The 25,183-nt window shown below is 42.6% G+C and carries 26 protein-coding genes; 8 read left to right on the forward strand and 18 right to left on the reverse strand.

The genetic code is table 11. From position 1 onward, the window contains the following. Positions 1-125: 125 nt before the first annotated feature. Positions 126-950, reverse strand: coding sequence for a pyrroline-5-carboxylate reductase ProG (gene proG, locus C6Y07_RS12640; protein ID WP_060596078.1), 825 nt, complete (start codon positions 948-950; stop codon positions 126-128). A 167-nt stretch (positions 951-1,117) separates the two neighbouring features. Here proG and C6Y07_RS12645 point away from each other — a divergent pair, with 167 nt between their 5' ends. Then, entirely contained in the window at positions 1,118-2,434 is a 1,317-nt protein-coding gene (locus C6Y07_RS12645) for a S1C family serine protease (protein WP_106156783.1), read from the forward strand. 32 nt (positions 2,435-2,466) lie between these two features. On the opposite strand, the gene C6Y07_RS12650 is transcribed toward C6Y07_RS12645, so the two are convergent. Further along, positions 2,467-3,423 (reverse strand): ring-cleaving dioxygenase, encoded by a 957-nt coding sequence (locus C6Y07_RS12650; protein ID WP_106071547.1) that lies wholly within the window; start codon positions 3,421-3,423, stop codon positions 2,467-2,469. Between the two features lie 318 nt (positions 3,424-3,741). Between C6Y07_RS12650 and C6Y07_RS12655 the strand changes: the two genes are divergently transcribed. Beyond that, the gene (locus tag C6Y07_RS12655; RefSeq protein WP_060596076.1) at positions 3,742-5,067 is read left to right on the forward strand and encodes an APC family permease; all 1,326 of its coding nucleotides are present in this window, start codon (positions 3,742-3,744) and stop codon (positions 5,065-5,067) included. Between the two features lie 11 nt (positions 5,068-5,078). On the opposite strand, the gene C6Y07_RS12660 is transcribed toward C6Y07_RS12655, so the two are convergent. The 14 genes from C6Y07_RS12660 to ggt form a co-directional block, all read right to left on the reverse strand. Continuing rightward, on the reverse strand, positions 5,079-5,408 hold the full coding sequence (locus tag C6Y07_RS12660) for a hypothetical protein (protein WP_008358910.1): 330 nt from the start codon (positions 5,406-5,408) through the stop codon (positions 5,079-5,081). Positions 5,409-5,471: 63 nt separating this feature from the next. Next, the gene (locus tag C6Y07_RS12665; RefSeq protein WP_034663059.1) at positions 5,472-6,428 is read right to left on the reverse strand and encodes a sugar-binding transcriptional regulator; all 957 of its coding nucleotides are present in this window, start codon (positions 6,426-6,428) and stop codon (positions 5,472-5,474) included. A 93-nt stretch (positions 6,429-6,521) separates the two neighbouring features. Beyond that, a complete protein-coding gene (locus C6Y07_RS12670; RefSeq protein ID WP_066031001.1) occupies positions 6,522-7,307 on the reverse strand; it encodes an SDR family NAD(P)-dependent oxidoreductase in 786 nt (261 codons plus the stop codon). Further along, complete coding sequence (locus C6Y07_RS12675) at positions 7,285-7,986, reverse strand: SDR family NAD(P)-dependent oxidoreductase (RefSeq protein ID WP_223250447.1); 702 nt, start codon at positions 7,984-7,986, stop codon at positions 7,285-7,287. Before C6Y07_RS12675 ends, C6Y07_RS12670 begins: the two co-directional genes overlap by 23 nt. Positions 7,987-8,011: 25 nt before the next feature. Beyond that, positions 8,012-9,394 carry a dihydrolipoyl dehydrogenase gene (gene lpdA, locus C6Y07_RS12680; protein WP_106072673.1) on the reverse strand — a complete coding sequence of 461 codons (1,383 nt, stop codon included), beginning with the start codon at positions 9,392-9,394 and terminating at the stop codon, positions 8,012-8,014. A gap of 12 nt (positions 9,395-9,406) precedes the next feature. After that, the gene (locus C6Y07_RS12685; protein WP_106047693.1) at positions 9,407-10,729 is read right to left on the reverse strand and encodes a dihydrolipoamide acetyltransferase family protein; all 1,323 of its coding nucleotides are present in this window, start codon (positions 10,727-10,729) and stop codon (positions 9,407-9,409) included. 17 nt (positions 10,730-10,746) lie between these two features. Then, positions 10,747-11,727, reverse strand: a complete 981-nt coding sequence (locus tag C6Y07_RS12690; protein WP_034620051.1) for an alpha-ketoacid dehydrogenase subunit beta — start codon at positions 11,725-11,727, stop codon at positions 10,747-10,749. Positions 11,728-11,758: 31 nt separating this feature from the next. After that, positions 11,759-12,742 (reverse strand): thiamine pyrophosphate-dependent dehydrogenase E1 component subunit alpha, encoded by a 984-nt coding sequence (locus C6Y07_RS12695; RefSeq protein WP_066031003.1) that lies wholly within the window; start codon positions 12,740-12,742, stop codon positions 11,759-11,761. A gap of 180 nt (positions 12,743-12,922) precedes the next feature. Next, complete coding sequence (locus C6Y07_RS12700; RefSeq protein WP_106031538.1) at positions 12,923-13,954, reverse strand: alcohol dehydrogenase catalytic domain-containing protein; 1,032 nt, start codon at positions 13,952-13,954, stop codon at positions 12,923-12,925. Continuing rightward, the gene (locus C6Y07_RS12705) at positions 13,951-14,397 is read right to left on the reverse strand and encodes a hypothetical protein (RefSeq protein ID WP_003211419.1); all 447 of its coding nucleotides are present in this window, start codon (positions 14,395-14,397) and stop codon (positions 13,951-13,953) included. The genes C6Y07_RS12700 and C6Y07_RS12705 overlap by 4 nt, the downstream gene beginning before the upstream one ends. A gap of 61 nt (positions 14,398-14,458) precedes the next feature. After that, complete coding sequence (locus C6Y07_RS12710) at positions 14,459-14,737, reverse strand: PTS sugar transporter subunit IIB (RefSeq protein WP_003212259.1); 279 nt, start codon at positions 14,735-14,737, stop codon at positions 14,459-14,461. Between the two features lie 19 nt (positions 14,738-14,756). After that, on the reverse strand, positions 14,757-16,130 hold the full coding sequence (locus tag C6Y07_RS12715) for a PTS galactitol transporter subunit IIC (RefSeq protein WP_106071550.1): 1,374 nt from the start codon (positions 16,128-16,130) through the stop codon (positions 14,757-14,759). A gap of 54 nt (positions 16,131-16,184) precedes the next feature. Further along, positions 16,185-16,652, reverse strand: coding sequence for a PTS sugar transporter subunit IIA (locus C6Y07_RS12720; protein WP_060596068.1), 468 nt, complete (start codon positions 16,650-16,652; stop codon positions 16,185-16,187). Positions 16,653-17,146: 494 nt separating this feature from the next. After that, on the reverse strand, positions 17,147-18,898 hold the full coding sequence (gene ggt, locus C6Y07_RS12725; RefSeq protein WP_106061921.1) for a gamma-glutamyltransferase: 1,752 nt from the start codon (positions 18,896-18,898) through the stop codon (positions 17,147-17,149). Positions 18,899-19,125: 227 nt separating this feature from the next. Between ggt and C6Y07_RS12730 the strand changes: the two genes are divergently transcribed. The 5 genes from C6Y07_RS12730 (at position 19,126) to C6Y07_RS12750 (ending at position 22,484) form a co-directional block, all read left to right on the forward strand. After that, positions 19,126-19,584: an ASCH domain-containing protein gene (locus C6Y07_RS12730; protein WP_106156785.1), complete on the forward strand. Its 459-nt coding sequence runs from the start codon at positions 19,126-19,128 to the stop codon at positions 19,582-19,584. Positions 19,585-19,790: 206 nt separating this feature from the next. Beyond that, positions 19,791-20,408 (forward strand): DUF47 domain-containing protein, encoded by a 618-nt coding sequence (locus C6Y07_RS12735; protein ID WP_003212390.1) that lies wholly within the window; start codon positions 19,791-19,793, stop codon positions 20,406-20,408. 15 nt (positions 20,409-20,423) lie between these two features. After that, positions 20,424-21,422: an inorganic phosphate transporter gene (locus tag C6Y07_RS12740; protein ID WP_034663089.1), complete on the forward strand. Its 999-nt coding sequence runs from the start codon at positions 20,424-20,426 to the stop codon at positions 21,420-21,422. Between the two features lie 146 nt (positions 21,423-21,568). Next, positions 21,569-22,339 carry a type II toxin-antitoxin system SpoIISA family toxin gene (locus C6Y07_RS12745; protein ID WP_003211137.1) on the forward strand — a complete coding sequence of 257 codons (771 nt, stop codon included), beginning with the start codon at positions 21,569-21,571 and terminating at the stop codon, positions 22,337-22,339. Continuing rightward, positions 22,314-22,484: a type II toxin-antitoxin system SpoIISB family antitoxin gene (locus C6Y07_RS12750; protein WP_012009650.1), complete on the forward strand. Its 171-nt coding sequence runs from the start codon at positions 22,314-22,316 to the stop codon at positions 22,482-22,484. Before C6Y07_RS12745 ends, C6Y07_RS12750 begins: the two co-directional genes overlap by 26 nt. A 220-nt stretch (positions 22,485-22,704) precedes the next feature. Here C6Y07_RS12750 and C6Y07_RS12755 read toward each other — a convergent pair whose 3' ends face one another. Then, positions 22,705-23,604, reverse strand: a complete 900-nt coding sequence (locus C6Y07_RS12755; protein ID WP_106156787.1) for an N-acetylmuramoyl-L-alanine amidase — start codon at positions 23,602-23,604, stop codon at positions 22,705-22,707. A gap of 309 nt (positions 23,605-23,913) precedes the next feature. Between C6Y07_RS12755 and C6Y07_RS12760 the strand changes: the two genes are divergently transcribed. Beyond that, entirely contained in the window at positions 23,914-24,462 is a 549-nt protein-coding gene (locus tag C6Y07_RS12760; protein ID WP_106156788.1) for an ImmA/IrrE family metallo-endopeptidase, read from the forward strand. Positions 24,463-24,488: 26 nt separating this feature from the next. Here the strand turns inward: C6Y07_RS12760 and C6Y07_RS12765 are convergent, their stop codons facing one another. Continuing rightward, positions 24,489-25,112: a poly-gamma-glutamate hydrolase family protein gene (locus tag C6Y07_RS12765; RefSeq protein ID WP_034663100.1), complete on the reverse strand. Its 624-nt coding sequence runs from the start codon at positions 25,110-25,112 to the stop codon at positions 24,489-24,491. Positions 25,113-25,183: the final 71 nt, after the last annotated feature.

Raw genomic sequence — 25,183 nt, forward strand, 5'->3', positions numbered from 1 at the left:
ATGATTACTTGATTGATTTTTCAATACAATGTCTGAAAATAAGGAAATTAGACTCAGTTAATACAGGTCAAAAGACTGTATGGCAAAGGATTTTTTTAACAAATAAAACACCACTAACTATGTCTTTAGTGGTGTTTGTCAGCTTCGTTAATCTGTGATTTCAGCTGTTCATATTTCTTCATGGTTTGTGTAAATAGATCATCAAACATCTGAGGTGCCTGCTTTTGAATGACCTCAGCGCCTTCACCTGTAATGCCCCCTTTTGTCGCCACTCTATTGACGGTTTCAGCAAAGGTGAGGCCGCGTTCTACAAGGACTTGACCTGTGCCTAAGAGGGCATACGTTAAAAATTCATACGCTTCCTCTAAGGAAAGCTCACTATTTCTCACAGCCGCTCTCGCCATTTCTTCAAAAAGAGCAGCGATAAAACCAGGAGAAGAGCTCGTCAAATTACTCGCCGCATCAAACCGGTCTTCCTCTACTTCACGGACGATGCTAAAAGCTGAAAGGAGACGGTGCAAACGCGCCTTTTCTTCCTGACCTGCGGTTTCACCATGCGCAACGAGGGATACGCCCGTTCCAACAGCTGACGTGAGCGTTGGGATGTATCTGGAAACTGGTTGAGTCGTATGCTTTGATAACTTGTCTAACGTCACAGCCGCGGCTACTGACACAATATGTACCGATTTGGCTGCTGAAGGCAGTTGATCGAGCACATCAAGTACAACAAGCGGCGGCACGCAGACAAAAAGTACATCACATGAGGCAGAAAGTTCGTCTAATGAGCAGATATTTATTTCTTGATGCTTGTCTTTGAGCTGATGCAGGCGGTCCGTTTCACTTCTTGTATGGATCATGATTTGATGGGCATTGAGTACCTCTTTTTCCAGCCATTTTTGCACCATCATATCAGCCATGCTTCCATATCCAATCATTCCAATTGTCTCCACAGTTTAATCTCCTCTATTTTGCTTAGATTCACTACTTATTTTAACAATTTCCCACAATGTTTTCATTTTTATCCCACACTTTTTTCTTACGATATAGTCAGTATCCACCACATAAGGTAAAATCCCTCGAACCATACATGAAAAATTGAAGAAAGAGAGTGATTCGAATGACACATCACAAAAATGAAAAACACCCTTCTCATGAACTTCAAACAATTGAACAGCCACAAAAACAAAAGAAGAAGCCCAGTGGCTGGTTTAAGCCATTCGTCAGCGGCATTGTGGGTGGTACGCTAGCATTAGGTGTCTACGTCCTTACGCCATATGCCCAGCACGCATCAGACAACACAGCAAACGATTCAGCAGCAAAAACAGAAGCTGTATCGACAAATGATACGAGTGCCAATTCGTCAAAAACAACCGCCGTCCAAACATCACATTCATCGAGCAGTATTTCAAGCATGGTCGAAAATATATCACCAGCCATTGTCGGCATTACAAACTACCAAGCGCAAAGTCAAACAGACATGAGCTTTGGCGATTTCAATACGCCTTTTGATGAATCACAGCAAAACAAAAACAGTCAAGAGGAAAAAACAGGTACAGGCTCAGGGGTGATTTTCAAAAAATCCGGAAGTAAAGCCTATGTCTTAACAAACAACCACGTCATTGAAGGGGCAAATAAACTAATGGTTTCCTTGCACGATGGCAAAACTGTTGAAGGAAAACTGGTCGGAGCTGACCCCCTGACTGACCTAGCAGTTGTAGAAATTAGCAGCAGTCATGTGACAAAGGTCGCGGCATTAGGCGATTCCTCCTCGCTGCGTGCTGGGGAAACCGTCATCGCGATCGGAAACCCGCTTGGTGAAGATCTATCAAGAACGGTGACACAAGGAATTGTCAGCGGTGTCGACCGAACAGTCTCTATGAATACATCAGCTGGCGAAAGCAGCATTAATGTCATTCAAACAGATGCAGCCATTAACCCAGGTAATAGCGGCGGCCCGCTTCTTACGACAGACGGAAAGGTTGTGGGGATCACGAGTATGAAAATCTCTGAAACAGGTGTTGAAGGCATTGGATTCGCACTTCCAATCAATGATGTCAAACCAATCGCCGATCAGCTTCTCGCAAAAGGAAAGATTGAACGTCCATATATCGGCATCAGCATGCTGGATCTCGAACAAGTCCCGGACGTGTATCAGAAAGAAACACTCGGGCTCAAAAATAGTCAGCGGGATAAAGGTGTGTACGTCAAAGAAATTGCCGCAGGCTCACCTGCCGCCAAAGCTGGCTTTAAGTCAGAGGATGTCATTACCGCCATCGATGGGAAACAAATCAAAACCGGAAGTGAATTACGTCATGAGCTATACACGAATACAAAAGTAGGAGACACCGTGAGCATCACACTCATTCGAAACGAAAAAGAAGAAACAAAGAAGGTTACATTAATACAATCTGAATCTAAGCAGGTAAGTTCCTAAAGCAAAAAGCAGCTCATGAATGAGCTGCTTTTTTATGATGACTGAATTGGCGTTAATCTTTGTTCTATTTCTGCTCGTTTGTGCTCTAGAAATGGCGGAAGGGCTAATTGATCACCAAGCTCATCTACCCCTTCATCGACTGTAAACCCAGGGCCGTCTGTTGAAATTTCAAATAAGATACCATTCGGCTCTCTAAAGTAAAGGGCTTTAAAGTAGAAACGTTCCACAACACCAGAGTTCGTGAAGCCTGCTTTTGATATTTTGTCATACCATTTTTCCAGCTCCTCTGCATCTTCCACGCGAAAAGCTACGTGATGCACACTTCCTCTGCCGGAACGCTCAGAAGGTCCTTCAGCTTTTTCGATCACATGAATTTCTGTTCCAGCACCGCCATTTCCTGACTCAAAAATGGTCACGATCTCACCATCATTTGATTGTTCACGCGCTCTTTCAGTGAAGCCAAGGATGTCTGTTAAAACACGGATCGTTTTGTCCGCTTCTGCAACGGTTAATTCAACTGGACCCAAGCCTCTAATTGCAAACTCTGCCGGAATATCGTCATGCACTGGCGGTGAGCCCGCTTCTTGTGCGTTCGGTTCTACTGTTAAAAATAGCTGCTGCCCTTCTGGATCTTGAAAACGCAAGGCAAGTCTTCCGCCTCTCAAGGAAGCCGTTTCTTGCTGCACACCTGTCTCATCAAACCGCTTTTCCCAAAATGAAAGTGCTTCTTCAGAAGAAACGAGAAGGCCTGTGCTTGTGATGGCGTTTGTTCCTTTCAAACGACGGGCAAGCATTGGAATTTCAAAGAAGGTGAGCTCCGTACCCGGTGAAGCAACCTCATCTCCATAAAACAAATGATACATAGATGGGTCATCCTGATTGACAGTTTTCTTTACAAGTTTTAAGCCAAGAATCTGGCGGTAGAAATCAACATTTTTTTGAGCATTGGCTGTTAATGCAGATACGTGGTGAATCCCATTGATTTTCATTACGTTCACTCCTATTTCAAAATATCTCGAATTCAAGATAATACCCTTATGAATAAAATAGGTCATTTTTCAAGAAAAGTCAACCATTTGGCTAGAAGTTCGGTTTCTGACGATAAAATTAACATTAAATCAAAAATAATCTTTTATCGTTCGTTTTTAAAGCAACGTTCATCCTGATATCTCCAATAAACGAACACTTTTAAATACAAATGCGAAAATCAGAAAATTTTTTTAATTCTTGTTTTCCTAAAATCGTATTACAATGAACAAAATACATGTCACAGTAACGTACGAAAGTGATGCAGGAGGTCGTGTGTAATGAACAAAGAACAACCAGCGTTAAAACAGGACATCGGCTTATTTTTTGCCCTATCTCTTGTCATCGGGACCATTATCGGGTCCGGCGTCTTTATGAAGCCAGGCAACGTCCTTTCCTATTCAGGAAGCTCAGACATCGCCTTATTTGCTTGGCTGCTAGGTGGAATTTTAACCCTTGCAGGCGGACTAACTGTTGCTGAAATTGGTACACAAATCCCTCGGACTGGCGGATTGTACGCTTATCTTGAAGAAGTGTACGGTGAGTTTTGGGGCTACTTATGCGGCTGGGTGCAGATTATCATTTACGGACCTGCCATCATTGGAGCGCTCGGTCTTTATTTTGGTTCATTATTAGCCAATTTATTTTCTCTTTCTTCTTTATGGTCGACAACAATTGGCATTATCACTGTTTTATTTTTATGTTTGATCAATATTATGGGAACGAAATACGGCGGTTTTGTACAAGGGCTGACCACCATCGGAAAGCTTGTCCCGATTGCCGCTATTATTGTGTTTGGCTTATGGAAAGGAAACGAAAATATCTTTATGGCTGTCAACGATAGTATCGCTCAAATGAACTTCGGTGCAGCGATTTTGGCTACGTTGTTTGCCTATGATGGCTGGATATTGCTTGCAGCACTTGGCGGTGAAATGAAAAACCCAGAGAAGCTGCTTCCTCGTGCAATGGCAGGCGGGATTTTAATCGTCACGGCTTGTTATCTCTTTATTAATGTCGCTCTTTTGCACGTGTTACCAGCAGATCAAATCGTCCAGCTAGGTGAAAATGCGACAAGTACTGCTGCGACAATGCTCTTTGGACCAATCGGCGGTAAGGTCATTAGTATCGGAATCATCATTAGTATCTTTGGCTGTTTGAACGGAAAGGTTCTTTCATTCCCACGTGTGATTTTCGCGATGGCTGAACGAAAGCAAATTCCTTTCGCAAACGCGATTTCGCGTATTCACCCTACCTTCAAAACACCTTGGATTGCTGTATTTGTGCAAATTTTGATCGCCATTGTGTTTATGATCGTCAGTAATCCAGAAAAGCTGTCAGAGGTTTCGATCTTCATGATCTACATCTTTTATGTCATGGCCTTTTTCGCAGTCTTTAAGCTGAGAAAACAAAATAGCGGAATGGAGCGTGCTTATAGCGTACCACTTTACCCGCTCACACCGATCGTTGCGATTATCGGTTCTTTATTCGTTTTAATCAGCACCATGATCACCGACTGGAAAAGCTGTCTAATCTCCATGCTGATCGGGATTGCTGGACTGCCTATTTATTATTATATGAAAAAAGCACAAAAAAAAGCAGAGCGCTAAACAGCGCTCTGCTATTTTTTATATTGCTTGATCACTTTGTATGATTCGTTTAAATATCTCATGAGCCGGTATGGCTTACTAAGCACGCGGATTGGGAGTCTTGAGATAAATCCATTCAAATTCGCCTTATATTCCTGCGTCATCCGCTTCGGCTTTGTCGCAATTTTTTCGTATACTTCTTTGTAAAATTCCTTCATGATGTCGACTTGCACACTGATCTTCTGATGACACTCTGTACACTCAACGCTTTTCATCTGATCATTCACATAAACGATGCTGTGGAGGGTCTCTTCTTGGCACCGAGTACAATGTAGGTTTGCTTCCATTTCGGTTTTCTTCAAGATACACAGCTCCTTTCTCGTTTGATGTTGCTCTTTTTATACAATTCGATTGCTATCAGCCGTTTATTGGACGGAAGCTTCCTTTAAAATGGCTGCCGCCGTTAGTTCGTCTGTCACCAGCACTTGTATGAAGCCGCCATTTAAAGCCCCTAAAATACTTTCAGCTTTATGGGTTCCTTCTACAACAGCGATGACCGTTTTGACACTCTTTAACTGCTCCAGTGATAAACCAATGACCTTTTGGTTCAGTTCATCTTGGACAGGTTTGCCTTGACCGTCAAAGAAACGAAAGCCAATATCACCAACAGCCCCTGATTGCCTTAAACCAGATAAATCCTCTTCCTTTAAGTAACCAACTGTTTTTAACGTTGAACCTTTATGCGGGTTGCCAATACCGATGAGGGCAATATCTACATTTCTACCTTCTTCAAGCACAGCTTCTATATCCTGCATTGCCATAAGCCGCTCTTTTAATTCTTCTGTTTCTAAAATCGCCGGGGCATATAAATAGGAACACGTGCCATTCATTTTCTTTGCCAGCTCATATGCCAGCTGATTGGCATGAATGTCGACTGCCTGCCTGCCCATTCCGCCCTCTAATGGAATGACCTTCACATCGTTTCTTCGCTCAAACGGGTATTCCTTTACAAGCTCAGCCAGTGTGGTTCCCCATGAAATGCCGATTTTCTCCGCATCTTTCATGTTTTTAGATAGATAATAGGCGCCTGCTTGACCGACTGCCCGTTTCACCATCTCAGACATTGTCCCGACACTTGGGACAACGACAGCATCTGTTAATTGAAATGTTGTTTCTAGCTGCTTTTCCAGCTCCACCGTATGAATACTTTCGTCCTTAATGTACACCTCAACGATTCCCACATCTTTTGCTTTTTGTAAGAGCTTTGAAATGACTGGTCTTGAGACATTGAGCTTTTTTGCGATTTCCTGCTGCGTCCACCCGTCTGTATAATAAAGATGAGCAACTTTGACGAGCTGTCGTCTTTCTTCCCAATTCAGCATGTGACATCATCCTTTTAATATACTATGATTCCCAGTATACCAAACATTCGTTTCTAATTGGAACAATTGTTACGAAAATGACAAAAAGAGCGATTACCTCTTCGCTCTTTTTCCCTCCGTATATTTTGGCTGATACGTTCTCCCGCCGTCTAGCAGGATAATTTGTCCGTGCAAATAGCTTCCCTCGTCACTTGTGAGAAATAAAGTGAGTCCTGCGATATCCTCAGGTCTTCCTAATCTCCCAACAGGTATAAGCGATTGCAGCTGCTTTTTCTCCTCCTCAGTAGGATAGAGCGTATCAAGCATTTGAGATTCAATCACACGGGGTGCAATCACATTGATACGCACCTGGTGTGCCCCTAATTCCTTTACAAGCGAACGCATCAGGCCAAAAGCACCTGCTTTTGAGGCGTAATACTGAATTCCGCCGCCTGAGCCAGTTATAGCAGATCCTGATCCAATCATGACAATGCTTCCTTCTTGCCGCTCACATATATAAGGTGCTGACGCTTTGATGCAATAATAAAGACCATACAAGTTCACAGCCAGTGTCTTTTTCCAAAGTGAAAAATCGACTTCTAAAAAAGGAAGTGATTTTGTCATCCCTGCTGAATACACAAGATGAGCAATGCCGCCTAGCTCCCTTTCAGCTGCTGAGATCATCTGCTGAACACTTTCCCACGATGAAACGTCAGCTTGAAATGTCAGCAGCTCAGAGTGCTGTTTTTTTAAAAGTGAAAGTCCTTGTTCATCTATATCGGACACAGCCACTCTGTATCCTTCTTTTAAAAAACGCTCGGCAATTTCCTTTCCAATCCCTTGGGCACCGCCAACGATGAGAACTGGTTTTTGATCATTATCCAGCACTCTCACCCCCATCAAGCATAATCGCTGCACCATCTGTAAATGCGCCATATGATGTACTTAAAAAGACCGTCATATGGGCCACAGTCTCCTTGATTTGCTCTGTGTCAGAAACCAAATGGAGAGGAGGCGGCAATAGGGCGAGCACACGGATACCTTTGTCTTTAAATTCTCGCGCCAGCCCTTTTGTCATGGCATTCAGCATAGAATTCGATGTAGCATGTGAGATCCCGCCATCACCTGTAATACTGCCTGATGACGATATATTAATAATACAGCCTTGCTTCTGGTCCACCATGTGCCATACGGCGGCTTGACTGGAAAGAAAGACAGTATTCACAGCTGATTCCACTTCGTCCACCCATTTATCAGGGTGAGCGGCATCAAGCTCCGCTTCCGCTCCTTGCGCTGCTTGATTGACCAAAATATCTAGTTTCCCGCATGTATCGATCACTTGCCTCAGCATACGCGTGGCATCACGCGGTGTTTCTAGCGGGTTCATGATGATACTCGCCTGACCGCCCATTTTTTGAATGTCTTCATAAATGGATCTAGCCTTTGATTCATCATAAAATGTGTGTAAAAAAACATGTGCACCTGCCCGGGCTAAAGCCAGGCAGATGGCTTCTCCAAATCCATCTGTGCTACCTGTCACAAGTGCCGCTTTATGATGAAGCTGGACGTGCACATGCATCTCCTCCCTATCCCTTGTTTGGCATTTATTTTCTCAGCTTACTCACGATATCAAGAGCTGCTTCATAAAAACCTTCTGAGATGGTCGGATGCGGATGAATCATTTTCGCCATCTCTTCTGCTGTTCCTTCTAAATACATAAAGGAGGAAGCTTCTGAAATCATCTCTGTGACGTGCGGACCAACCATCGTCGCGCCGATTACTTCACCATATACTGTATCGTACACCAATTTAATAAAGCCTGATTGAACACCTGCCGCTAGCGCTTTACCGCTAGCCGCTAAATCAAATCGTTCTGTTTGTACGTGAAGCCCTTTGGCTTTTGCCTCTTTCTCCGTAAGACCGACACTTGCTACCTCTGGTAATGTATAAATACATCTAGGCATAATATCAGCATTCATTTTTTCATGCTCACCACAAATATTGCTGACTGCAACGGCTGCCTCTGCCATCGCCGCATGAGCCAGCTGATAGCCGCCAGCGACATCCCCAACTGCATATACACCCTCAGCACTTGTCTGCATCTGATCATTCACCTTGATAAACGGACCATCCAGTTGAAGATCAAGCTGGCTAACAGCTGATACATTCGGTCTTCTTCCAACGCAGACAAGCAGTCTTTCCGCCGTAAAGATGTGTGTCTCCCCTTTATCATCTGTTGCATGAACCGCTTTGACTCCTTCGCTTTCCGTTACCTCTGTCACAGTGGTTTTCTTCGCGATATGGATGCCCTTTTTCTTCAATTCTCTTTCTAGCAGCTTAGATGCTTCTTCATCCTCTTGCGGAATAATGGACGGTGCTGCTTCAATAATGGTGACTTTTGATTGAAGACTCTGGAAAATACATGCAAGCTCAAGCCCAATGACACCTCCGCCAATGATGACGACAGAAGCTGGGATATCTGAGATGTCAAAGATCGTATCACTTGTATCAAATTGAATGTCTCTAAGCCCCGGTATTGGCGGAATGGCCGGTGTAGATCCGGTGGCAATGATCAGTTCTTTCGTTTCAATCGATTGTGATCCACCTTGTTTTTCAATCTCAATCCGATGCTTTGTCACAGCTGTGCCTCTGCCATTATACACATCAATCTTTCCTTGCTTTAATAAAAAGGCGATTCCGCCTCTGAGCTTTTCAATGACGTCATCTTTGCGCTTTCTCATTTTATCGAAGGAAAGGATCATGTCACCTGTTTCGATTCCCCAGCTTTTCGCCTTTTCAATGGATTCAATCACTTCTGCATGTTTCAGCAGGGTCTTTGAAGGGATACAGCCTCGATTTAAACAAGTACCGCCTAAAAAATCCTCTTCAATCAAAGCAACCTTCCGTCCGCGCTCAGCTGCTTGAAGGGCGGCAGTATACCCGCCAGGTCCTCCGCCAATGACTGTCAGATCATACGTTTTCGTCATCCGATTCATCTCCTACATTAGCAATTCAAATGGTTGTTCAAGCACTTTTTTAAGGTCTGTTAAAAAGGCAGCCGCTGGTGCGCCATCTACGACTCGGTGATCAAACGATAAACTGACACCCATCATTGGCCGCACCTGAATCTCTCCATCTACCACAACAGGTTTATCTTGAATGCGTCCTACACCTAAAATTGCCACTTCTGGCTGATTAATAATCGGGGTAAAAGTATCAATGGCATACATGCCTAAGTTACTAATCGTAAAAGTGGACCCTTTCAGCTGGTCTGGCAGCAGTTTTTGATCACGTGCGTTTTTGCCAATTTCTTTCGCTTCTTTTGTCAGTTGTTTTAATCCTTTTTGATTCGCATGAGAAATGACTGGTACCATCAAGCCGTCTTTCACCGCAACAGCGAGACCAATGTGTACATCTTCATGGAAATGGAGCTCATTTTGTTCAAATGTCATATTGATATGCGGGTGGCGCGTGAGTACATGGCTGACCGCATGAATGATGATTTCTGTAAACGACAATCGGTAGCCTGTCTCTTTTTCAATCGCTGGTAGTAGCTGCTGACGCACTTCTTTTGCTTTCGTCATATCAATTTCACTTGTTAATGTGACGTGCGGTGCTGTAAAGGCACTTTGTGACATGCGATCAGCAATCACTTTTCTCATCCCAGCTAGTTTTTGTGTTTTCACAGGCGAAGCCTCTGCTGTTTGTGCTGCTGCTTTTACATCACTCTTCATGATTTTGCCATGAGCGCCAGATCCAGAAACTGCTGCTAAATCGATTCCTTCACGAGCAGCGACTTTTTCTGCAAGCGGTGAGACGCGCTGGTCTTTCTCGCTAGAATGAACGACTGCCTCGACGTCCCGCTTTTGGACTCTGCCTTTTGGCCCTGTGCCAGATACCTCTTGAATCGCCACATGATGATCCTTTGCCGTTTTTCTCGCTGCGGGCGTGGCACGTACTTTTTCATCAGATGTTTTTGGGGCTTCAGTAGAACTGGATGAAGCTGTGTCTGGTGAAGACGATTCGCCGCTTTCTGAGGAATCTTCATCTGCCTGTGCTGGCGGCTCGCTTGGTACCTGTTCATTTGCCTCTCCGATATATCCAATGACAGCATTAACTGGAATTTGATCATCAGCTTCGTAGTATTTCTTTAGAAAAATGCCGTCATCATAGGCTTCCACCTCGATGTTGATCTTGTCTGTCATAATTTCAAAAAGAGGCTCACCGATTTCAACCGAATCTCCTTCTTCTTTAAACCATTGAAGCAAGGTTCCGATCTCCATCGTACTGCTTAGCTTCGGCATAAATATCTCTTTTGGCATGATCTTCTCCCCTTTATTTAAGAGCGTACAAGCTCTTTTGCTGCTTCAATAATATCTGGTACTTGTGGAATGACCGCTTTTTCCAGTGTCGGGTTGTATGGTATTGGGACTGCAAGACCGCCAAGTCGTTTAATCGGCGCATCTAAGTAGTCAAACGCTTCACTTTCCGCTATCATACTTGCAATCTCTCCGCCGTAGCCGCCTCGTTTGACCGCCTCATGAACCACGATACATTTACCTGTTTTCTTCACAGATTCGATTATGGTTTCTTCATCTAATGGGACAAGTGTTCTTGGATCAATGATTTCAACATCGATTCCCTCTGCTTCTAGTTCCTTCGCCGCTTCTAACGCTTTGTGTACCATAATCGCTGTTGCTACAATCGTGACGTCCTTCCCGCTTCTTTTCACATCAGCTTTCCCTAAAGGAATCGAATAAGGCTCTTCAGGCACTTCGCCGATTGTTTTATATAAAAGCTTATGCTCGTAGAAAATGACAGGGTTGTCATCATCCATTGCTGCTTTTAAAAGTCCTTTGGCATCATAAGCTGTTGAAGGCTGAACCACCTTTAGTCCCGGAATATGAGCCATCCACGCTTCTAAGCTTTGTGAATGCTGCGCTGCGGCACCCGTCCCTGATCCTGCTGGTGTTCTCACAACGAGCGGCACTTTTCCTTTTCCGCCAAACATGTATCGTGTTTTGGCCGCTTGGTTTACAAGCTGATCCATCGCGATTGTAATAAAGTCAGAGAATTGAAGTTCTAAAATCGGACGCATACCGGTCAAAGCCGCTCCGACTGCGCCTCCTGCGATGGCTGCCTCTGAGATCGGTGTATTACGTACACGCTCTGGACCGAATTCTTCAATCATGCCGCGCGTGACCCCAAAAGCGCCGCCATATACGCCGATATCCTCACCTAAAATGAATACATCTTGGTTCTCTCTCATTTCCTGACTCATAGCCTCTCGAACGGCTTCTAAATATGAAATCTCTCTCACTGTTGTTTTTGTCACGTGATTCCCCTCCTAATTAGGCGTATACATCCTCTAATAGTGTATCGATTGACGGTTCTTTACTGTTTTTGGCGAATTCAACAGACGCTTCAATTTCCTGTTTCGCTTCTTCCTGTAAAACCGCTGCCTGCTCTTCTGTCAAAACATTCAGTTCAATCAAGAGAGACTTAAAGCGTTTGATTCCGTCTTTTTGTCTCCACTCTGTTTCTTCTTCACGTGTACGGTATTTTTTCGCATCACTCTTAGAGTGACCCTTCCAGCGATACGTTTTCATTTCAATAAGTGATGGACCTTCTCCAGCTCTTGCGCGTCTGACTGCTTCATCTACTGTGTTCATAATCTCGACCATGTCATTTCCATCAATCGATTTTCCTGGTATTCCGTAGCTTTCTGCTCTTGTTGAAATGTCTTCAATGTTGATCATTTCTTTTACAGGGCCAGACATGCCGTACTGGTTGTTTTCACAAATGAACACAACAGGCAGATCCCAAATGGATGCAAGATTTAGCGCTTCGTGAAAGCTGCCTTCATTTGTGGCACCATCTCCGAAGAAACAAAGAACAACAAAGCCTTCCTGTTTCATTTTAGATGTAAGTGCCGCGCCTGTTGCCAGCGGGATACCGCCGCCAACGATTCCATTTGCGCCAAGGTTCCCTTTTTCTAAATCAGCAATATGCATCGAGCCGCCTTTTCCTTTGCAATAGCCAGTCTCACGTCCGAATAGTTCTGCCATCATTTTATTGACCTCTGCACCTTTTGCAATACAGTGACCATGTCCACGGTGTGTGCTGACGATCTTATCTTCATTCTTTAATACGGCAATCGATCCAACAGCTGACGCTTCCTGTCCGACACATAAGTGAGTGGTTCCATGGATAAGTCCTTTGGCAAAGAATTGATCGACCTTTTCATCAAAATATCTCACTAACCACATTTGTTTATATAAATCTGCTAATCTCTCATGACTAATCTGTTCAGGCAAAGTGATTTGTTTTTGCATTTCTTCTCTCCCCTTTACATTTGTTCTTATATGTTACATTTGTAATTATCATACGTTTAAGTATCATTGAAGTCAAGCAATTCTCTTTCATTTTTAAGCGTTTTCATTTTTTGTCAGAAAAAAGAGAAAGGCAAGCCCTTTTCTAAAGAACTTCTCTTTCTCTTCCAATCTCCCATGTTCTCATTCATCTGGATACATCATGATTTTGACACTTTCTCCTTCAGGGTGCCTTGCACATTCTATCGCCTGAAGCAGCTGACTTAACGGATAACGGTGCGTCACCATATTTTCTGTGTTGACTACTTTTGCCCTTAGAAGCTCAAGGGCTTCACGATAGTGATAAGGATGCGAGGAATAGGCTCCTACGACTTTCACTTCATCATGGAAAAACCGATCAGCCGGAATGGAGACGTCTCCCTTTGGAAAATGAGCAAACACTAAAATCGTTCCACCTCTCGCTACCGCTTGAAACGCTTCTTTTAAAAGCGCACTGCTCCCAACAGATATCATGACGAGGTCTGCTCCCTTTCCATTTGTTTCTCTCATGACCCGGTCTTCCACCGGCTCAGAGGCTGGATGAAAAGCAACATCTGCACCTAAATTTCTCGCTTGCAGCAGCCGGTTCTCATTCACATCCGTTATCATCACTTTTCCAGCCAAGTAATGTTTGGCGAGCTGTAGTTGGATACAGCCAATTTGCCCTGCTCCAAGGATCAGCACAGAATCTCCTGGATGAACAGGTGCTCGTTCAAACCCGTGGAGACAGCAGGCGACTGGCTCCACCATTGCCCCTTGCTCATATGAGACGTCCTTCGGGAGCTTACCCATTGTGTGCTTGACATGCAATGCAGGTACGCGGATATACTCTGAAAACCCGCCCGGCTCTACATTAGTGGCCGCAAACTGCGGACACATTGTATAAAATCCCTTTTGACAAAAGTCACAGGTAAAGCAAGGTACATGGTGCGCAACATAAACCCTGTCTCCCGTTCGGATATTTGTCACATGCTTTCCGGTTTCAACAATATCACCAGCGATTTCGTGCCCTAGCACCGTTCCAGAGGGTACCGTCTCATGTGTTGCCTTGTAAATATCCGTGCCGCATAAGCCGCAGGCACGCATTCTTAATAGCACTTCATCATCACCAATCGCAGGCCGGTTCCGCTCCTCATACCGAATGTTCTCTGAAGAATAAAAGACAGCTGATTTCATGTAGCTGCATCCTCCTTTTCATCACCCTTCGCAAAATCCTGCAACGTTTGCACAAGCTGCTTGTACTCACTCATCTCACTGGATATCCAGTAACGTCCTCCGAATATGCGCGATGGGCCCACCCTGACATAGACTTTCCCGATATGAGGATACGGCTTGATAAAAAGCTTTCCTTTAATATCAGAGACCGCATATGTGTGCCATCTGCCAAAAGCTCCGATTTTCAGCTTATCTTCACTAATGATGACGTTTGTCGGCTGGTTCAGTCCAGTAATACTAGAAAGCATGAGGATAGGCAGCGTATAAACGCCTAACACAGCTAACGGCTCAGGTCCTGCTGACATTAACGTATAAAGAGACCAGAGGAAAAACAGACAGATGAGCACGGCTGGAAGAAAAATAGACAACACTGCAGACGTTCGGCTATAAGCATGATGCTGCATGAGACGTCCTCCTTTCAGGTAAATGGAAGGAGCCGCGAAAGCTCCTCAATGGAATGAGTGTTTACTTAATATGATCTATGATTTTTTCAATATCATCTTCAATGCCAAATCCGGTTAAAAAGGATAATGTTTGAATCACAGGCGTTCCTTTTGTGTCACTCACTGGCGTGGTCGTCACGATTAAATCGGCGCCCTCCGCTTTTTGCGGGACTTCAGATGCCTTACACTGTTCCACCACGACATCATAGCCTTTTTCCTTTAACGTCTCTTCGACCTTCTTTGCAACAACCGTCGATGTGGCAACTGCCGTTCCGCATGAAACCAATATTTTCTTTGCCATGAGAATCCCTCCAGCTCGTTTATTGTTCTTTATTATCTAAGCCCATTTCTTTCGCATACTGCTTTTTAATATCATTTCGCACCCAGTACCATAGAAGCGCATAAGCCAGAGCACAGATGATGGCTGCAATAAAGTACGGGTTGCTCGGATCAAGAAGTCTCACCATGATCCAAGGAATGACGTGGGAACCAAGGTCAATACCTGAAATCATGTTGGCCCCTTCTGGGAAATCAAAGCCGACTGCTTTCCCCATTGTTGTCGCAAGCGGTGCGAGATTCGTTGCGATAAAGAAGACAATCATCAATGTAAAAATGCTGTTAATAAGACCGCGAATAATATTTCCACGAGCGGCTGCTACTGCCCAAACAACTGTAAATGGAAGAACCGATAAGTCTGCAAACGGGAGCATGCCATTGTAAGGCAGAACAACAGCAAGTAAAATCGTAATCGGCACCATGAGAAGGGCTACCGCCATATTCGCCGGATGACCAATCACAATCGCTGTATCTAAACCAATATAGACATTTTTCCCAGGGAAACGCTTTTGAATATAAGAACGAGCGCCCTCAGAGATTGGAATAAGACCTTCCATTAATAACGCAACCATTCTTGGCATTAGTACAAGAACTGCTGCCATTTGAATACCAAGCGTCATGACGCCTTTCGCATCATAGCCGCCTAGAAGACCAATAATGATACCAAGTATGAGACCCATCACAAGCGGTTCGCCAAAAATGCCAAAACGTTTCTTCAATGTTTCTGGATCAGCATGAATTTTGTTTAAGCCAGGGATCTTGTCAATGATACGGTTGGACGCATACATAAGCGGCGCGAAGTTGACCGTTTCAGCATGAGCCATCGATACGCCTTTTAATCCAAAATGGTGTTCGATTGTCGGTGCCGTCCAATCGGCTAATTTAAGCGTGATAGCAGAGACGATTAAACCAACAGCAAGGGCCAAGAACATATTATGATAAGCGTAGTAAGTCACGGAGGCTGCGAAAATCAAATGCCAAAAGTTCCAAATATCCACATTCAGCGTTTTCGTAAAGTTAACGGACAATAAGATGACATTTAACAAAAGCACAAGAGGAATCATCAAAGGGGCAACGGGTGTACCAAAGGATATAGCAGCTCCAATCGGCCATCCAACATCCAAAATATCGAGCTTTAGCCCAAGGGAATTAACCATGGCTTTTGCTGCTGGCCCAAGGCCGCTCACAAGCAAATTAATGACAAGGTTGACGCCGACAAATCCAATTCCGATCGTAATACCGGCTCGGAAGGATTTCTTAAAGCCTTGCCTTAAAATCATACCGAAAATCGTCATAATAATCGGAAGCATAATAGTTGGCCCAAGGTCTAATATAAAATCGACAACTTGCTTGATCATACATCCACCTCCTGGATTTCTCAGATAAAGCGCTTACATTATTTTTGTGAAAGGCTATTGGTTTAATTCTTGCTCAAGCACGGCAACCGCTTCTTCATACGATGTCATGTGAGACAGCCTCGTCATCACCTCTTCTTTTCTAAAAAGTGTCATGAGCTTCTCTAACATCACGAGCTGCTTACTAGGTTCAGAGATTGCTAGGACGAACACAATTTTGGCTAGCACAGTTTCATCAGGGCTCCCCATCTTGTGAAAGATAACAGGTTCCTTTAAAGTGGCTACACTAATCGCAGGTTTGTTCACATGCTCAGGATCTGTATGTGGAATTGCTACCCCAAAGGTCGCAAGTGGAAGGCCCGTAGGATATGTTTTTTCTCTTTCAAGCACGGCAGGTAAAAAGCTCGATTTAATATATCCTCCCGCTTCTAATCGCTCCGCTAAATATGTGGTCACCTCCTCTCTCGAAGATGCATCGTACTGCAGCTTGATCAGCTGTTCATCTAACTCAAACAAGTTGTTCAAACAACCACCCCTTTCATTTGGCATAAATATGAACACATGTAACAAAAAGAAAGAACATTTTGGAATAGAACCTTTTATAAAGCGCTTACAAATATAATTACCGAAAAATGTTCAATGTTGTTACCTTTGTAAAGATATTATAATATTCTAAATTATAAGTCAATGTTCCTAGGAAAAATTTTATAAAAAAAGATGCAGTCTTTTTTGCATCTTTCTTCAACTATGCTCTACTTCTTATTAAATGTGACTTCCTCTCTCTAAAAGCTCATGTACTTGCTCTTTGATGTCAGCAACAACCTTGTCATTCATACGCAAAAAAGGCCCTTAGCCATTGAAATACATCACAGTCCTGTACTTCAAATGGCCAAGAGCCTTCGGTTGTCTGATCAGCTATGTATGATTCAAACTATTCTCAGTTTTCTACTGTTTTCCTTATATTTAGACAAAAAAGAAACGCCATCCTCAAGAGGCGCTTCTTTTCCCGGGAAATGTTCTTATTGGGCAGAGAGCTTTAAATTGACGCCAACAGCAGTCCCGTTTCTCGAGGAGTCAGCCACTCCAGTAAAGGTTCCTGCTTTTCGATCAATGAGTAGAGCTTGAACATTTCCTATATCAATAGGCGAGTTGCCAAAACGATGCCCCATATCATTAAGCTTTGTCCTCACATCGAGAGGGACACCTACTTCATAACGATAAGAAGTTGGGCTGTTTGTATAAATCCTTGGTTCTTCAACTGCATCCTGAAGCTCCATGTCATATTCAAGCAAATTCAATATGGTTTGTGAAACAGAAGCAATGATGGTCGTTCCTCCCGGTGAACCTACTGTCATGACAGGCTCGTTATCTTTAAATATGATGGTCGGTGTCATACTGGATAATGGACGTTTATTCGGCTGAACTTCATTTGCTCCGCCAGGTCTTGCATCAAAATCTGTTAGTTCATTGTTTAAGAAAAATCCATATTCCGGGACGAGAATCCCTGTACCAAATAACTGTTCAATGGTTGTTGTGAATGACACAACATTCCCCCACTGATCGGCAACAGTAAAATGTGTGGTCTCACCAATGGTTTTATCTTCTGGCTGCGGGACAATAGGGGATGGGGTTTTTTCATCCTCATACGCCCATGGATCTCCTTCTTTCGGGTTACGATTCATTTGATCTAATTCAATAAGAGAGGCTCTTTCTGAAATGTAATCATCGTCTAATAGTCCTTTTAGTGGAACATCTACGAATTCGGGGTCGCCGGCATATGCAGCACGGTCAGCATAGGAGAGATGCATCGTTTCAGCAAGCAGCTGATATTTTTCGAATGATTTGGGGTCATATTGAGATAGGTTAAAGTGATCAAGCATTTTGAGCATTTGCAGCATAAACACCCCGCCTGAGCTTGGTGGAGGCATACTTGCAAGCTGATATCCTTTATAGTCTCCCCAGATAGGCTTGTCAGTCTTGACCTCATAACGATCAATGTCATCAGTTGTCATCGTTCCGCCAAAATCTTGGACTGTATTTGCAAGTGCCTTTGCTACTTTTCCTTCATAAAATGCTTTGCTTCCTTTTTTCGCAATGAGCTTAAATGTTTTTGCAAGACCTGGCTGAACTAGGAGGTCCCCTTCTTTGAGCGGCTGATCATCTGGAAGAAAGATTGGCGCTGCGGCCGTTTTTTTCAATTTTCCTTGATGATCATCAATGGCTTTTGCCAGGACAGAATCGATTTCAAATCCATCCTCTGCAAGCTGAATGGAAGGCTTAATCAATTCCTTCATCGAGCGGGTCCCCCACTTATCTAATGCCGCCTCAAGACCTTTTACAGTCCCTGGAACACCAACAGCATTACCGTGTGTGGATCGCTCATCGAACGGGATGACTTTCCCCTCATCTGTTAAAAACATGTCTGGTGTTGCGCCTTGTGGTGCTCTTTCTCGACTATTGATGATGGATGTTTCTTTAGTCTTCCCATCATAAACCATCATAAATCCTCCGCCGCCAATTCCAGACATCATTGGCTCTGTCACATTCAGTGCGTACTGGATGGCAACAGCAGCGTCAACAGCGTTTCCACCTTTCTTTAAAACATCTGCCCCCACTTCTGATGCGAGCGGATGGGCAGTAGCCACCATGCCATCTTTCCCAACAGCTACTTTATTCCCATGAGTTTCGGTTGCAGTGACCTGACTGACAGGCAGAAAAAACGAGAAAACCAGCAGACATATGGACAAAATAGTTAAAGAAATGCGTTTCATACACAACACCCCTTCCATATTCTTACTTTGACCATACCGACTTCTTGACCAGAATACAATAGATTATTCTAAAATTTCTAAAATTTTCATTCTATCATCCTATATTCATCAAATATAAATCGGATTTTCAAAACATATGACATACTTACTCAGTAGGGATAAAGACACTATACTTCCATGTATTTGATTTCACGGTATAATAAACACATCACAAAGGGGGAAGAATGATGAATCAGAAAAGCACCTTATTTTGGGAAACATATTGGGAAGAAAAATCAGAAAGTGCACCAATTGACGCGTCTGTTTCCGCTTGGGCATTTGGAGCAGACCCAGATCATTTGCTTGACCTTGTTCTGCGAGGGAAAAAAACAGCGACTTGTTCTGGACACCTTTTTTACGAAAAGGAACAGGAGCTGCTTCCAAAGGCAGGACAATATGCGGTCATTTTGGACAGCCATGACGAACCAAAAGCCATCATAGAGATCACGCATGTAGATGTCATGCCAATGAATGAGGTTCCAGAATCATTTGCACAAGCAGAAGGTGAAGGCGATCTTTCATATAACTATTGGTACAGAGCCCATCAAGAATTTTTTACAGAAGCACTCAAACCGTACGGATTAGAATTTAAAGAAGACATGCTCCTTGTTTGCGAGCGATTTAAACTTGTTTATTCAGCTTCTTAAGCTTTAAGCGGCGCCAAAAATGGACCGCTTTTTTCATTTCTTTTCTCCTTTCTGAAAAAGGTGTGTTGAGAACACATCTTTAGGTCAGAATAAGATCAAATAGAAAAAGTGAAGAAATTTTCGACTACACCTGTTTTTTTTCGACAAAAGAATATATAATTATTTGATGTGTGCATTGTCTCATTTATACAATGGAGGGTTTTTACATGTTAAAAAGGAAAAAAGACAAGTTTTCCGTCTTGTTAACGGAAATTGCTAAAAATTTAGATGAAACTGCTGAGTATTTTGTTAGCTATAAAGTAACAAATCAAACCACTCTGAAAGAATTTTCTGACACATTGAAGGAATATGAGACAAAAGGTGATAATCATGTTCATACTATGATTAAAGAGCTGAACAAAGCCTTTATTACACCGATTGAACGTGAAGACATTCTTCAATTGACGAATAGCCTCGACGATGTTTTAGATGGAATTGAGCATTTTTCAGCGACAATGGAAATTTATTCAATGACAAGCTCTGACGAACATATCGACAAATTCAGCCACTACATCAGAGAATGTGCAAAGGAAATTTTAATTACAATTGATTTACTGGCTGAAAATCGCTTAAAAGATATTCAACCACACGCAATCAAAATCAAAGAGATCGAGCATAATTGTGACAATCTTTATCGTAAATCACTAAAGAACTTGTTTGGAAAAGAGACTGATCCAATCAAGGTCATTCAATACAAAGAAATTTACGAAACACTTGAAGAAATCGCTGATTCCTGTCAAAGTGTTGCCAACAATCTAGAAACAATCATTATGAAGAATGCGTAACGGGGTTAGTTAAACATGGACACATTACTCATCCTTACCATATTTATTGTCATTTGTGCACTTGCTTTTGATTTCATCAACGGATTTCACGATACAGCAAATGCCATTGCCACTTCGGTTTCAACAAAGGCGTTAAAGCCTAGACATGCTATTATTATGGCAGCGTTCATGAACTTCTTAGGAGCAATGACATTTACAGGTGTGGCAAAGTCCATCACAAAAGACATCGCAGATCCTTTTACACTTCAAAACGGTTCTGTTGTCATTTTGGCTGCTTTAATTGCGGCCATTACTTGGAACTTGCTTACTTGGTATTACGGGATTCCGAGTAGTTCTTCACATGCACTGATCGGATCAATTGCAGGAGCTGTTATTGCCTCTGCTGGTTTTGGCGCTTTAAACTATTCGGGATTCATTAAAATCATTCAAGCACTATTGCTTTCACCTATCCTAGCTTTCGTATTGGGATATATCGTGTATACCATTATCAAATTTGTATTCAGAAACAACAATCTCGCAAAAACAAATAAACAATTCCGACGTGTTCAAATTTTAACTGCTGCACTGCAATCGTATACCCACGGAACAAACGATGCGCAAAAAGCGATGGGAATTATTACGATGGCTTTAATTGCAGGTAATTTGCATACAACAGACGACATTCCTTTCTGGGTACAATTCTCTTGTGCGCTTGCAATGGGACTAGGTACTTCTATTGGCGGCTGGAAGATTATTAAAACAGTCGGCGGTAAAATTATGAAAATTCGTCCAGTAAACGGAGTATCTGCCGATTTAACGGGTGCAGCGATTATCTTCGGTGCGACATTTATTCACTTACCTGTTAGTACCACTCACGTAATCTCATCTTCTATTCTAGGTGTAGGTTCTGCACACAGAGTAAAAGGAGTAAACTGGGGTACGGCAAAACGCATGCTTGTCACTTGGGTGATCACATTACCGATTTCAGGAACTCTAGGGGCTCTTATATACTTTGTGTTAAATGCGATTATCTAATATCAAAGACCTGTCTGACAGGTCTTTTTTTATTTGCCCGCACACTTCAACACCTTGTTCCTACAAGCCATTTTTTCATGAAGCAGGGTTTCCAATCATATCCATAGAAATAAATAAGTATCCATCTGTCTATGGGAGAGAAGAACATGCTATTATTTTTTCAATTGACCGTGTGGTTATTGCTAGGTGCCCTTGCTGTATATGTATTTGCCGTATGGCGTTTTGAACAAAAAGTAAAAGAAAAGATGTTTGCCATTCGTAAAACGTGGTATTGGATTTATGTAGCTGGTGCTGTTGTGTACTGGACAAATGACCCTTCTTCAATCTTCACCGATTGGATGCACTACTTGATTATTGCTGTTTTTTTTGCATTAACCGATGCATTCATCTTTCTCAGCTCCTATATTAAAAAACTCGGAAATCACGAACTGGAAACCGACACCCACCAACTCCTAGAACAAAATAACGATCTACTTCATTCTTACCTCAACAAACTAAAAACGTACCAATACCTATTGAAAAACGAACCGATCCATGTATATTATGGAAGTGTAGAGGCATATATAGAGGGAATTGAACGGCTCATTTATTCTTTTGCCGACAAGATGAATATTCAAGCGGTTCTTTGTCCATACGATACGCAGGAACAAAAAGATGACCTGCTGCGGACACTTGACCAGCGAGCTCTTATTCAGGCGAAGCTTGACAGGCAGGAAGTCTATTACGATGATTTCGGCAAATTGGTGCTCATCCCGTTTTCTGTAGCAGATGATCACTTCGTCATTAAGCTTACCTCTGATGACATTGTCACTGAGTTCGACTATTTATTAATGACGTCACTTACAACAATTTATGACCTAATCTTGCCTGACGAAGAGGAAGGTGATGAAGATGGACCACGCACTTCAAGGGGATAACAACAATCGCAAGAAAAACCCTTTTAAGATTTTAAAGAAAAAGCAACATATCAGTATGGCGGATTACAAGGTAAGTCCCCATACAGAGCGTATTTTTAAAAAGAATGAACAGCTATTGGATGAGTATAAAAATAAAAGGGCTTGATTACACTAAAGGACGCGGAACAAAATCCGCGTCCTGCTTCCATTTTTACATAGACTTGCATACAATAATCTATACGTTGCAACGATTGAGGTGCCAATAAATGAAAAAGAAAATCAAACAATTGAGATATGTTCAGTTTGCTGAATATAAGTCGTCGCCTTATATGCGTCGATTAAATGAGCAAAGTGAAGCAGTCATCCAATCATACAAACAGAAACACTCACTTACTTAACAGCTTCAGAAGTTTTTCCTTCGTTTTAGGTCCGTATACCCCATCACTTGTCAGACCATTTACCAGCTGAAAACGCGCTACCGCGTTCGCCGTTTTTTCTCCGTAAACTCCGTCTATTCCTTTATTTGCAGCTGCTTTATCAGGATAAAAATAAACAGCAGCAAGCGCCTGTTGGACGAGGCGTACGTGCTCTCCCTTTGTCAATGGAGACGTCACCTTTAAAACCCCATCTGGCAGCTCATACGTGCTCTTTGCATCGTTACGATAAATTTTGAGAACCTGTCCAATTTGAATCTTATTCGGATCACTAATGTCATTCCACTTCTGTAAATCTTGAACTGTGACCCCATGAGCTTTCGCAATACTCGTTAACGTATCTCCGCTTTTCACGACATACGTGATGACCGGCTCCGGATCTTCTGCCGTTTCAATCCCTTTTTTAAATTCATCCCATGTAGAAAGAAGCTGGCGTGGACATGCTTTTCCAGACCAGTACTGATGTGTGACCACGTTTGCTAGCGGAATGTGATGTTCTTTTAATAGCTTTTGAATAAGCCATTGTGCATGTTTGACCGCTTGCTGAAAATTTCCATCTTCATTCTCACAAATTTCAATTCCGATCGACTTCCGGTTACCATTCCCATGTCCATCCCCTGCATGCCAGCCATTTTCATTTAACGGCAGATGCTGAAAGATTTCATGATCATCCACTGTAAAATGCCAGCTCACCTCTGTCGTTGGGCGTTTTACATAGGCCGCATGACTTTTCGCATCCGCTCCCTTTGACGTGTTTGCTGTGTTATGCACCGTCACATACTCCGGTGTCATCGCATATCCTGGGCGGTTTCCGTTTCCAACTGGAATAAAATCTTGATAAATTTGTACCATGTTCTGCACTCCCTTTTGCTAGATTGAATTGATCTTTCTCATCAATCGGTGGCGTTCGTAAGACAATACTTGTTTGTTTTCATGAGAAGACTATGGTAAAATTTGAATTCAATCACTCTTTTTAGTAGTGGAAAGTGCAAAAATACAGAAAAAACAGGAATTACTTCCATTTTTCCTTGAATTTATGTTAAAATTGTTAAAAATAAGCCGATATAAAAAGTAAGTAATAGCTCAATTAGCTATTTAGTCCTATATGGACTTTTCTTTTACGCCAAAAATAGAACATACGTTTGTATGGAGGTTTTTTAAATGACTGGTTTTTTAACCCATTTAGAAGAAGATATTAAGCGGTTATATGCTCAATTACAAATAAGCGGTCCTGCTTATAGAGAGATGCAAAGGATCGCTTCTGAATTTCATGTATGGGTCCACTACGAGGAGACTGGCAGCATGATGATCCAACATCAAGGTCTTTACAGTATTATATTAAACAGATCCCTATCACCTGAAGAACAATGGCAGGATTTTGCCCACGAGCTTTGTCATGTGCTAAAGCATACAGGCAATCATTTCAAAATGAACAAACTTTTTCGAGAACTGCAGGAGTTTCAGGCAAAACAATTCATGTATCACTTTTGTGTTCCAACCTTTATGCTGCTGCAAATGAAGCTTCCAACCCTTCGGCAGCAAGCCGTTTTGCATATTGCTCAAACGTTTCACGTCACTAGAGCTTTTGCTGAAAAGCGGCTTGCCTTATTCGAACAGCGAAAAGCAGGCATTCGCTTTCAACAGGAGTTTACGTCTTATTTAATGAAAGCAGAAAGGGTCGCAGAAAAAGAAGCCGTTTATCAAACGTAAATACTCGGACATAAAACGATAAAAGTTTATTCATAAAGGGCTAATACTTGTTTGAGTACATTTGTGTATCGATAAAATTGTTCAGTTTGTGTATCACGCCGATAGCGACGCCTAAAGTCTTGAAAAAATGCTCTTCTTTGCGCCTGACTAATTTCAAGTTGTACACTTTTTCCCGTCAGACATTGGTTATTAATATTATCAGGATGTGTTCCAGAAAAACGATCAGATTCAGATAGCAGCAATGCGTGAAAGCCATTTAGCGTTAAACGTTTCACAGTTTCTGCCGCTCTTTCTCTGTCCGTACCTCCCACTAACGTTTGAAGCACCTCTGTTTCTCCGTAACCATGGAGTGCAAACGTATAATGATGGGTATGCACCTGTGAAAGGCAAACCGGCTCATCAAAACGTGTACTTGTAATATGAAGAACATGATTGCCTTTTACTTTAAGGCCTTCAAATAAATACATAGAATAATCACTAGATATTTCATGAATGAGCTCACTCACGCCGGATTCAATTCCTCCGGCATGAGGCGACAAAACCAGAAGCTGGTCACCTTTCCGCTCGTGAAGAATTCGATAATCAATTCCTATTCTTTCATGAGCGGAAAGCTCTTCATAACTTTGATACGTATCGATGATTTGTCTCATGTCATCTGCCCCATTTCTCTATATGAGCATAAGTCTACTGATCCCTTATTCTTTTGTAAAGAGGTTTCGAA

The organism is Bacillus sp. LNXM12-1 (assembly GCF_003004375.1).
Lineage (GTDB): Bacteria > Bacillota > Bacilli > Bacillales > Bacillaceae > Bacillus.

What these genes read in the sequence shown, in the direction of transcription:
- C6Y07_RS12655 (WP_060596076.1), top strand. Translation starts at nt 3,742, where the DNA reads ATGAACAAAGAACAACCAGCGTTAAAACAGGACATCGGCTTATTTTTT.
- C6Y07_RS12740 (WP_034663089.1), top strand. Translation starts at nt 20,424, where the DNA reads ATGGACACATTACTCATCCTTACCATATTTATTGTCATTTGTGCACTT.
- C6Y07_RS12695 (WP_066031003.1), bottom strand. Translation starts at nt 12,742, where the DNA reads ATGCAAAAACAAATCACTTTGCCTGAACAGATTAGTCATGAGAGATTA.
- C6Y07_RS12760 (WP_106156788.1), top strand. Translation starts at nt 23,914, where the DNA reads ATGACTGGTTTTTTAACCCATTTAGAAGAAGATATTAAGCGGTTATAT.
- C6Y07_RS12710 (WP_003212259.1), bottom strand. Translation starts at nt 14,737, where the DNA reads ATGGCAAAGAAAATATTGGTTTCATGCGGAACGGCAGTTGCCACATCG.
- lpdA (WP_106072673.1), bottom strand. Translation starts at nt 9,394, where the DNA reads ATGACGAAAACGTATGATCTGACAGTCATTGGCGGAGGACCTGGCGGG.
- C6Y07_RS12700 (WP_106031538.1), bottom strand. Translation starts at nt 13,954, where the DNA reads ATGAAATCAGCTGTCTTTTATTCTTCAGAGAACATTCGGTATGAGGAG.
- C6Y07_RS12665 (WP_034663059.1), bottom strand. Translation starts at nt 6,428, where the DNA reads ATGCTGAATTGGGAAGAAAGACGACAGCTCGTCAAAGTTGCTCATCTT.
- C6Y07_RS12750 (WP_012009650.1), top strand. Translation starts at nt 22,314, where the DNA reads ATGGACCACGCACTTCAAGGGGATAACAACAATCGCAAGAAAAACCCT.
- C6Y07_RS12735 (WP_003212390.1), top strand. Translation starts at nt 19,791, where the DNA reads ATGTTAAAAAGGAAAAAAGACAAGTTTTCCGTCTTGTTAACGGAAATT.
- C6Y07_RS12715 (WP_106071550.1), bottom strand. Translation starts at nt 16,130, where the DNA reads ATGATCAAGCAAGTTGTCGATTTTATATTAGACCTTGGGCCAACTATT.
- C6Y07_RS12755 (WP_106156787.1), bottom strand. Translation starts at nt 23,604, where the DNA reads ATGGTACAAATTTATCAAGATTTTATTCCAGTTGGAAACGGAAACCGC.
- C6Y07_RS12675 (WP_223250447.1), bottom strand. Translation starts at nt 7,986, where the DNA reads ATGCATGTGCACGTCCAGCTTCATCATAAAGCGGCACTTGTGACAGGT.
- ggt (WP_106061921.1), bottom strand. Translation starts at nt 18,898, where the DNA reads ATGAAACGCATTTCTTTAACTATTTTGTCCATATGTCTGCTGGTTTTC.
- C6Y07_RS12685 (WP_106047693.1), bottom strand. Translation starts at nt 10,729, where the DNA reads ATGCCAAAAGAGATATTTATGCCGAAGCTAAGCAGTACGATGGAGATC.
- C6Y07_RS12765 (WP_034663100.1), bottom strand. Translation starts at nt 25,112, where the DNA reads ATGAGACAAATCATCGATACGTATCAAAGTTATGAAGAGCTTTCCGCT.
- C6Y07_RS12650 (WP_106071547.1), bottom strand. Translation starts at nt 3,423, where the DNA reads ATGAAAATCAATGGGATTCACCACGTATCTGCATTAACAGCCAATGCT.
- C6Y07_RS12745 (WP_003211137.1), top strand. Translation starts at nt 21,569, where the DNA reads ATGCTATTATTTTTTCAATTGACCGTGTGGTTATTGCTAGGTGCCCTT.
- C6Y07_RS12645 (WP_106156783.1), top strand. Translation starts at nt 1,118, where the DNA reads ATGACACATCACAAAAATGAAAAACACCCTTCTCATGAACTTCAAACA.
- C6Y07_RS12730 (WP_106156785.1), top strand. Translation starts at nt 19,126, where the DNA reads ATGAATCAGAAAAGCACCTTATTTTGGGAAACATATTGGGAAGAAAAA.
- C6Y07_RS12670 (WP_066031001.1), bottom strand. Translation starts at nt 7,307, where the DNA reads ATGGGGGTGAGAGTGCTGGATAATGATCAAAAACCAGTTCTCATCGTT.
- C6Y07_RS12705 (WP_003211419.1), bottom strand. Translation starts at nt 14,397, where the DNA reads ATGCAGCATCATGCTTATAGCCGAACGTCTGCAGTGTTGTCTATTTTT.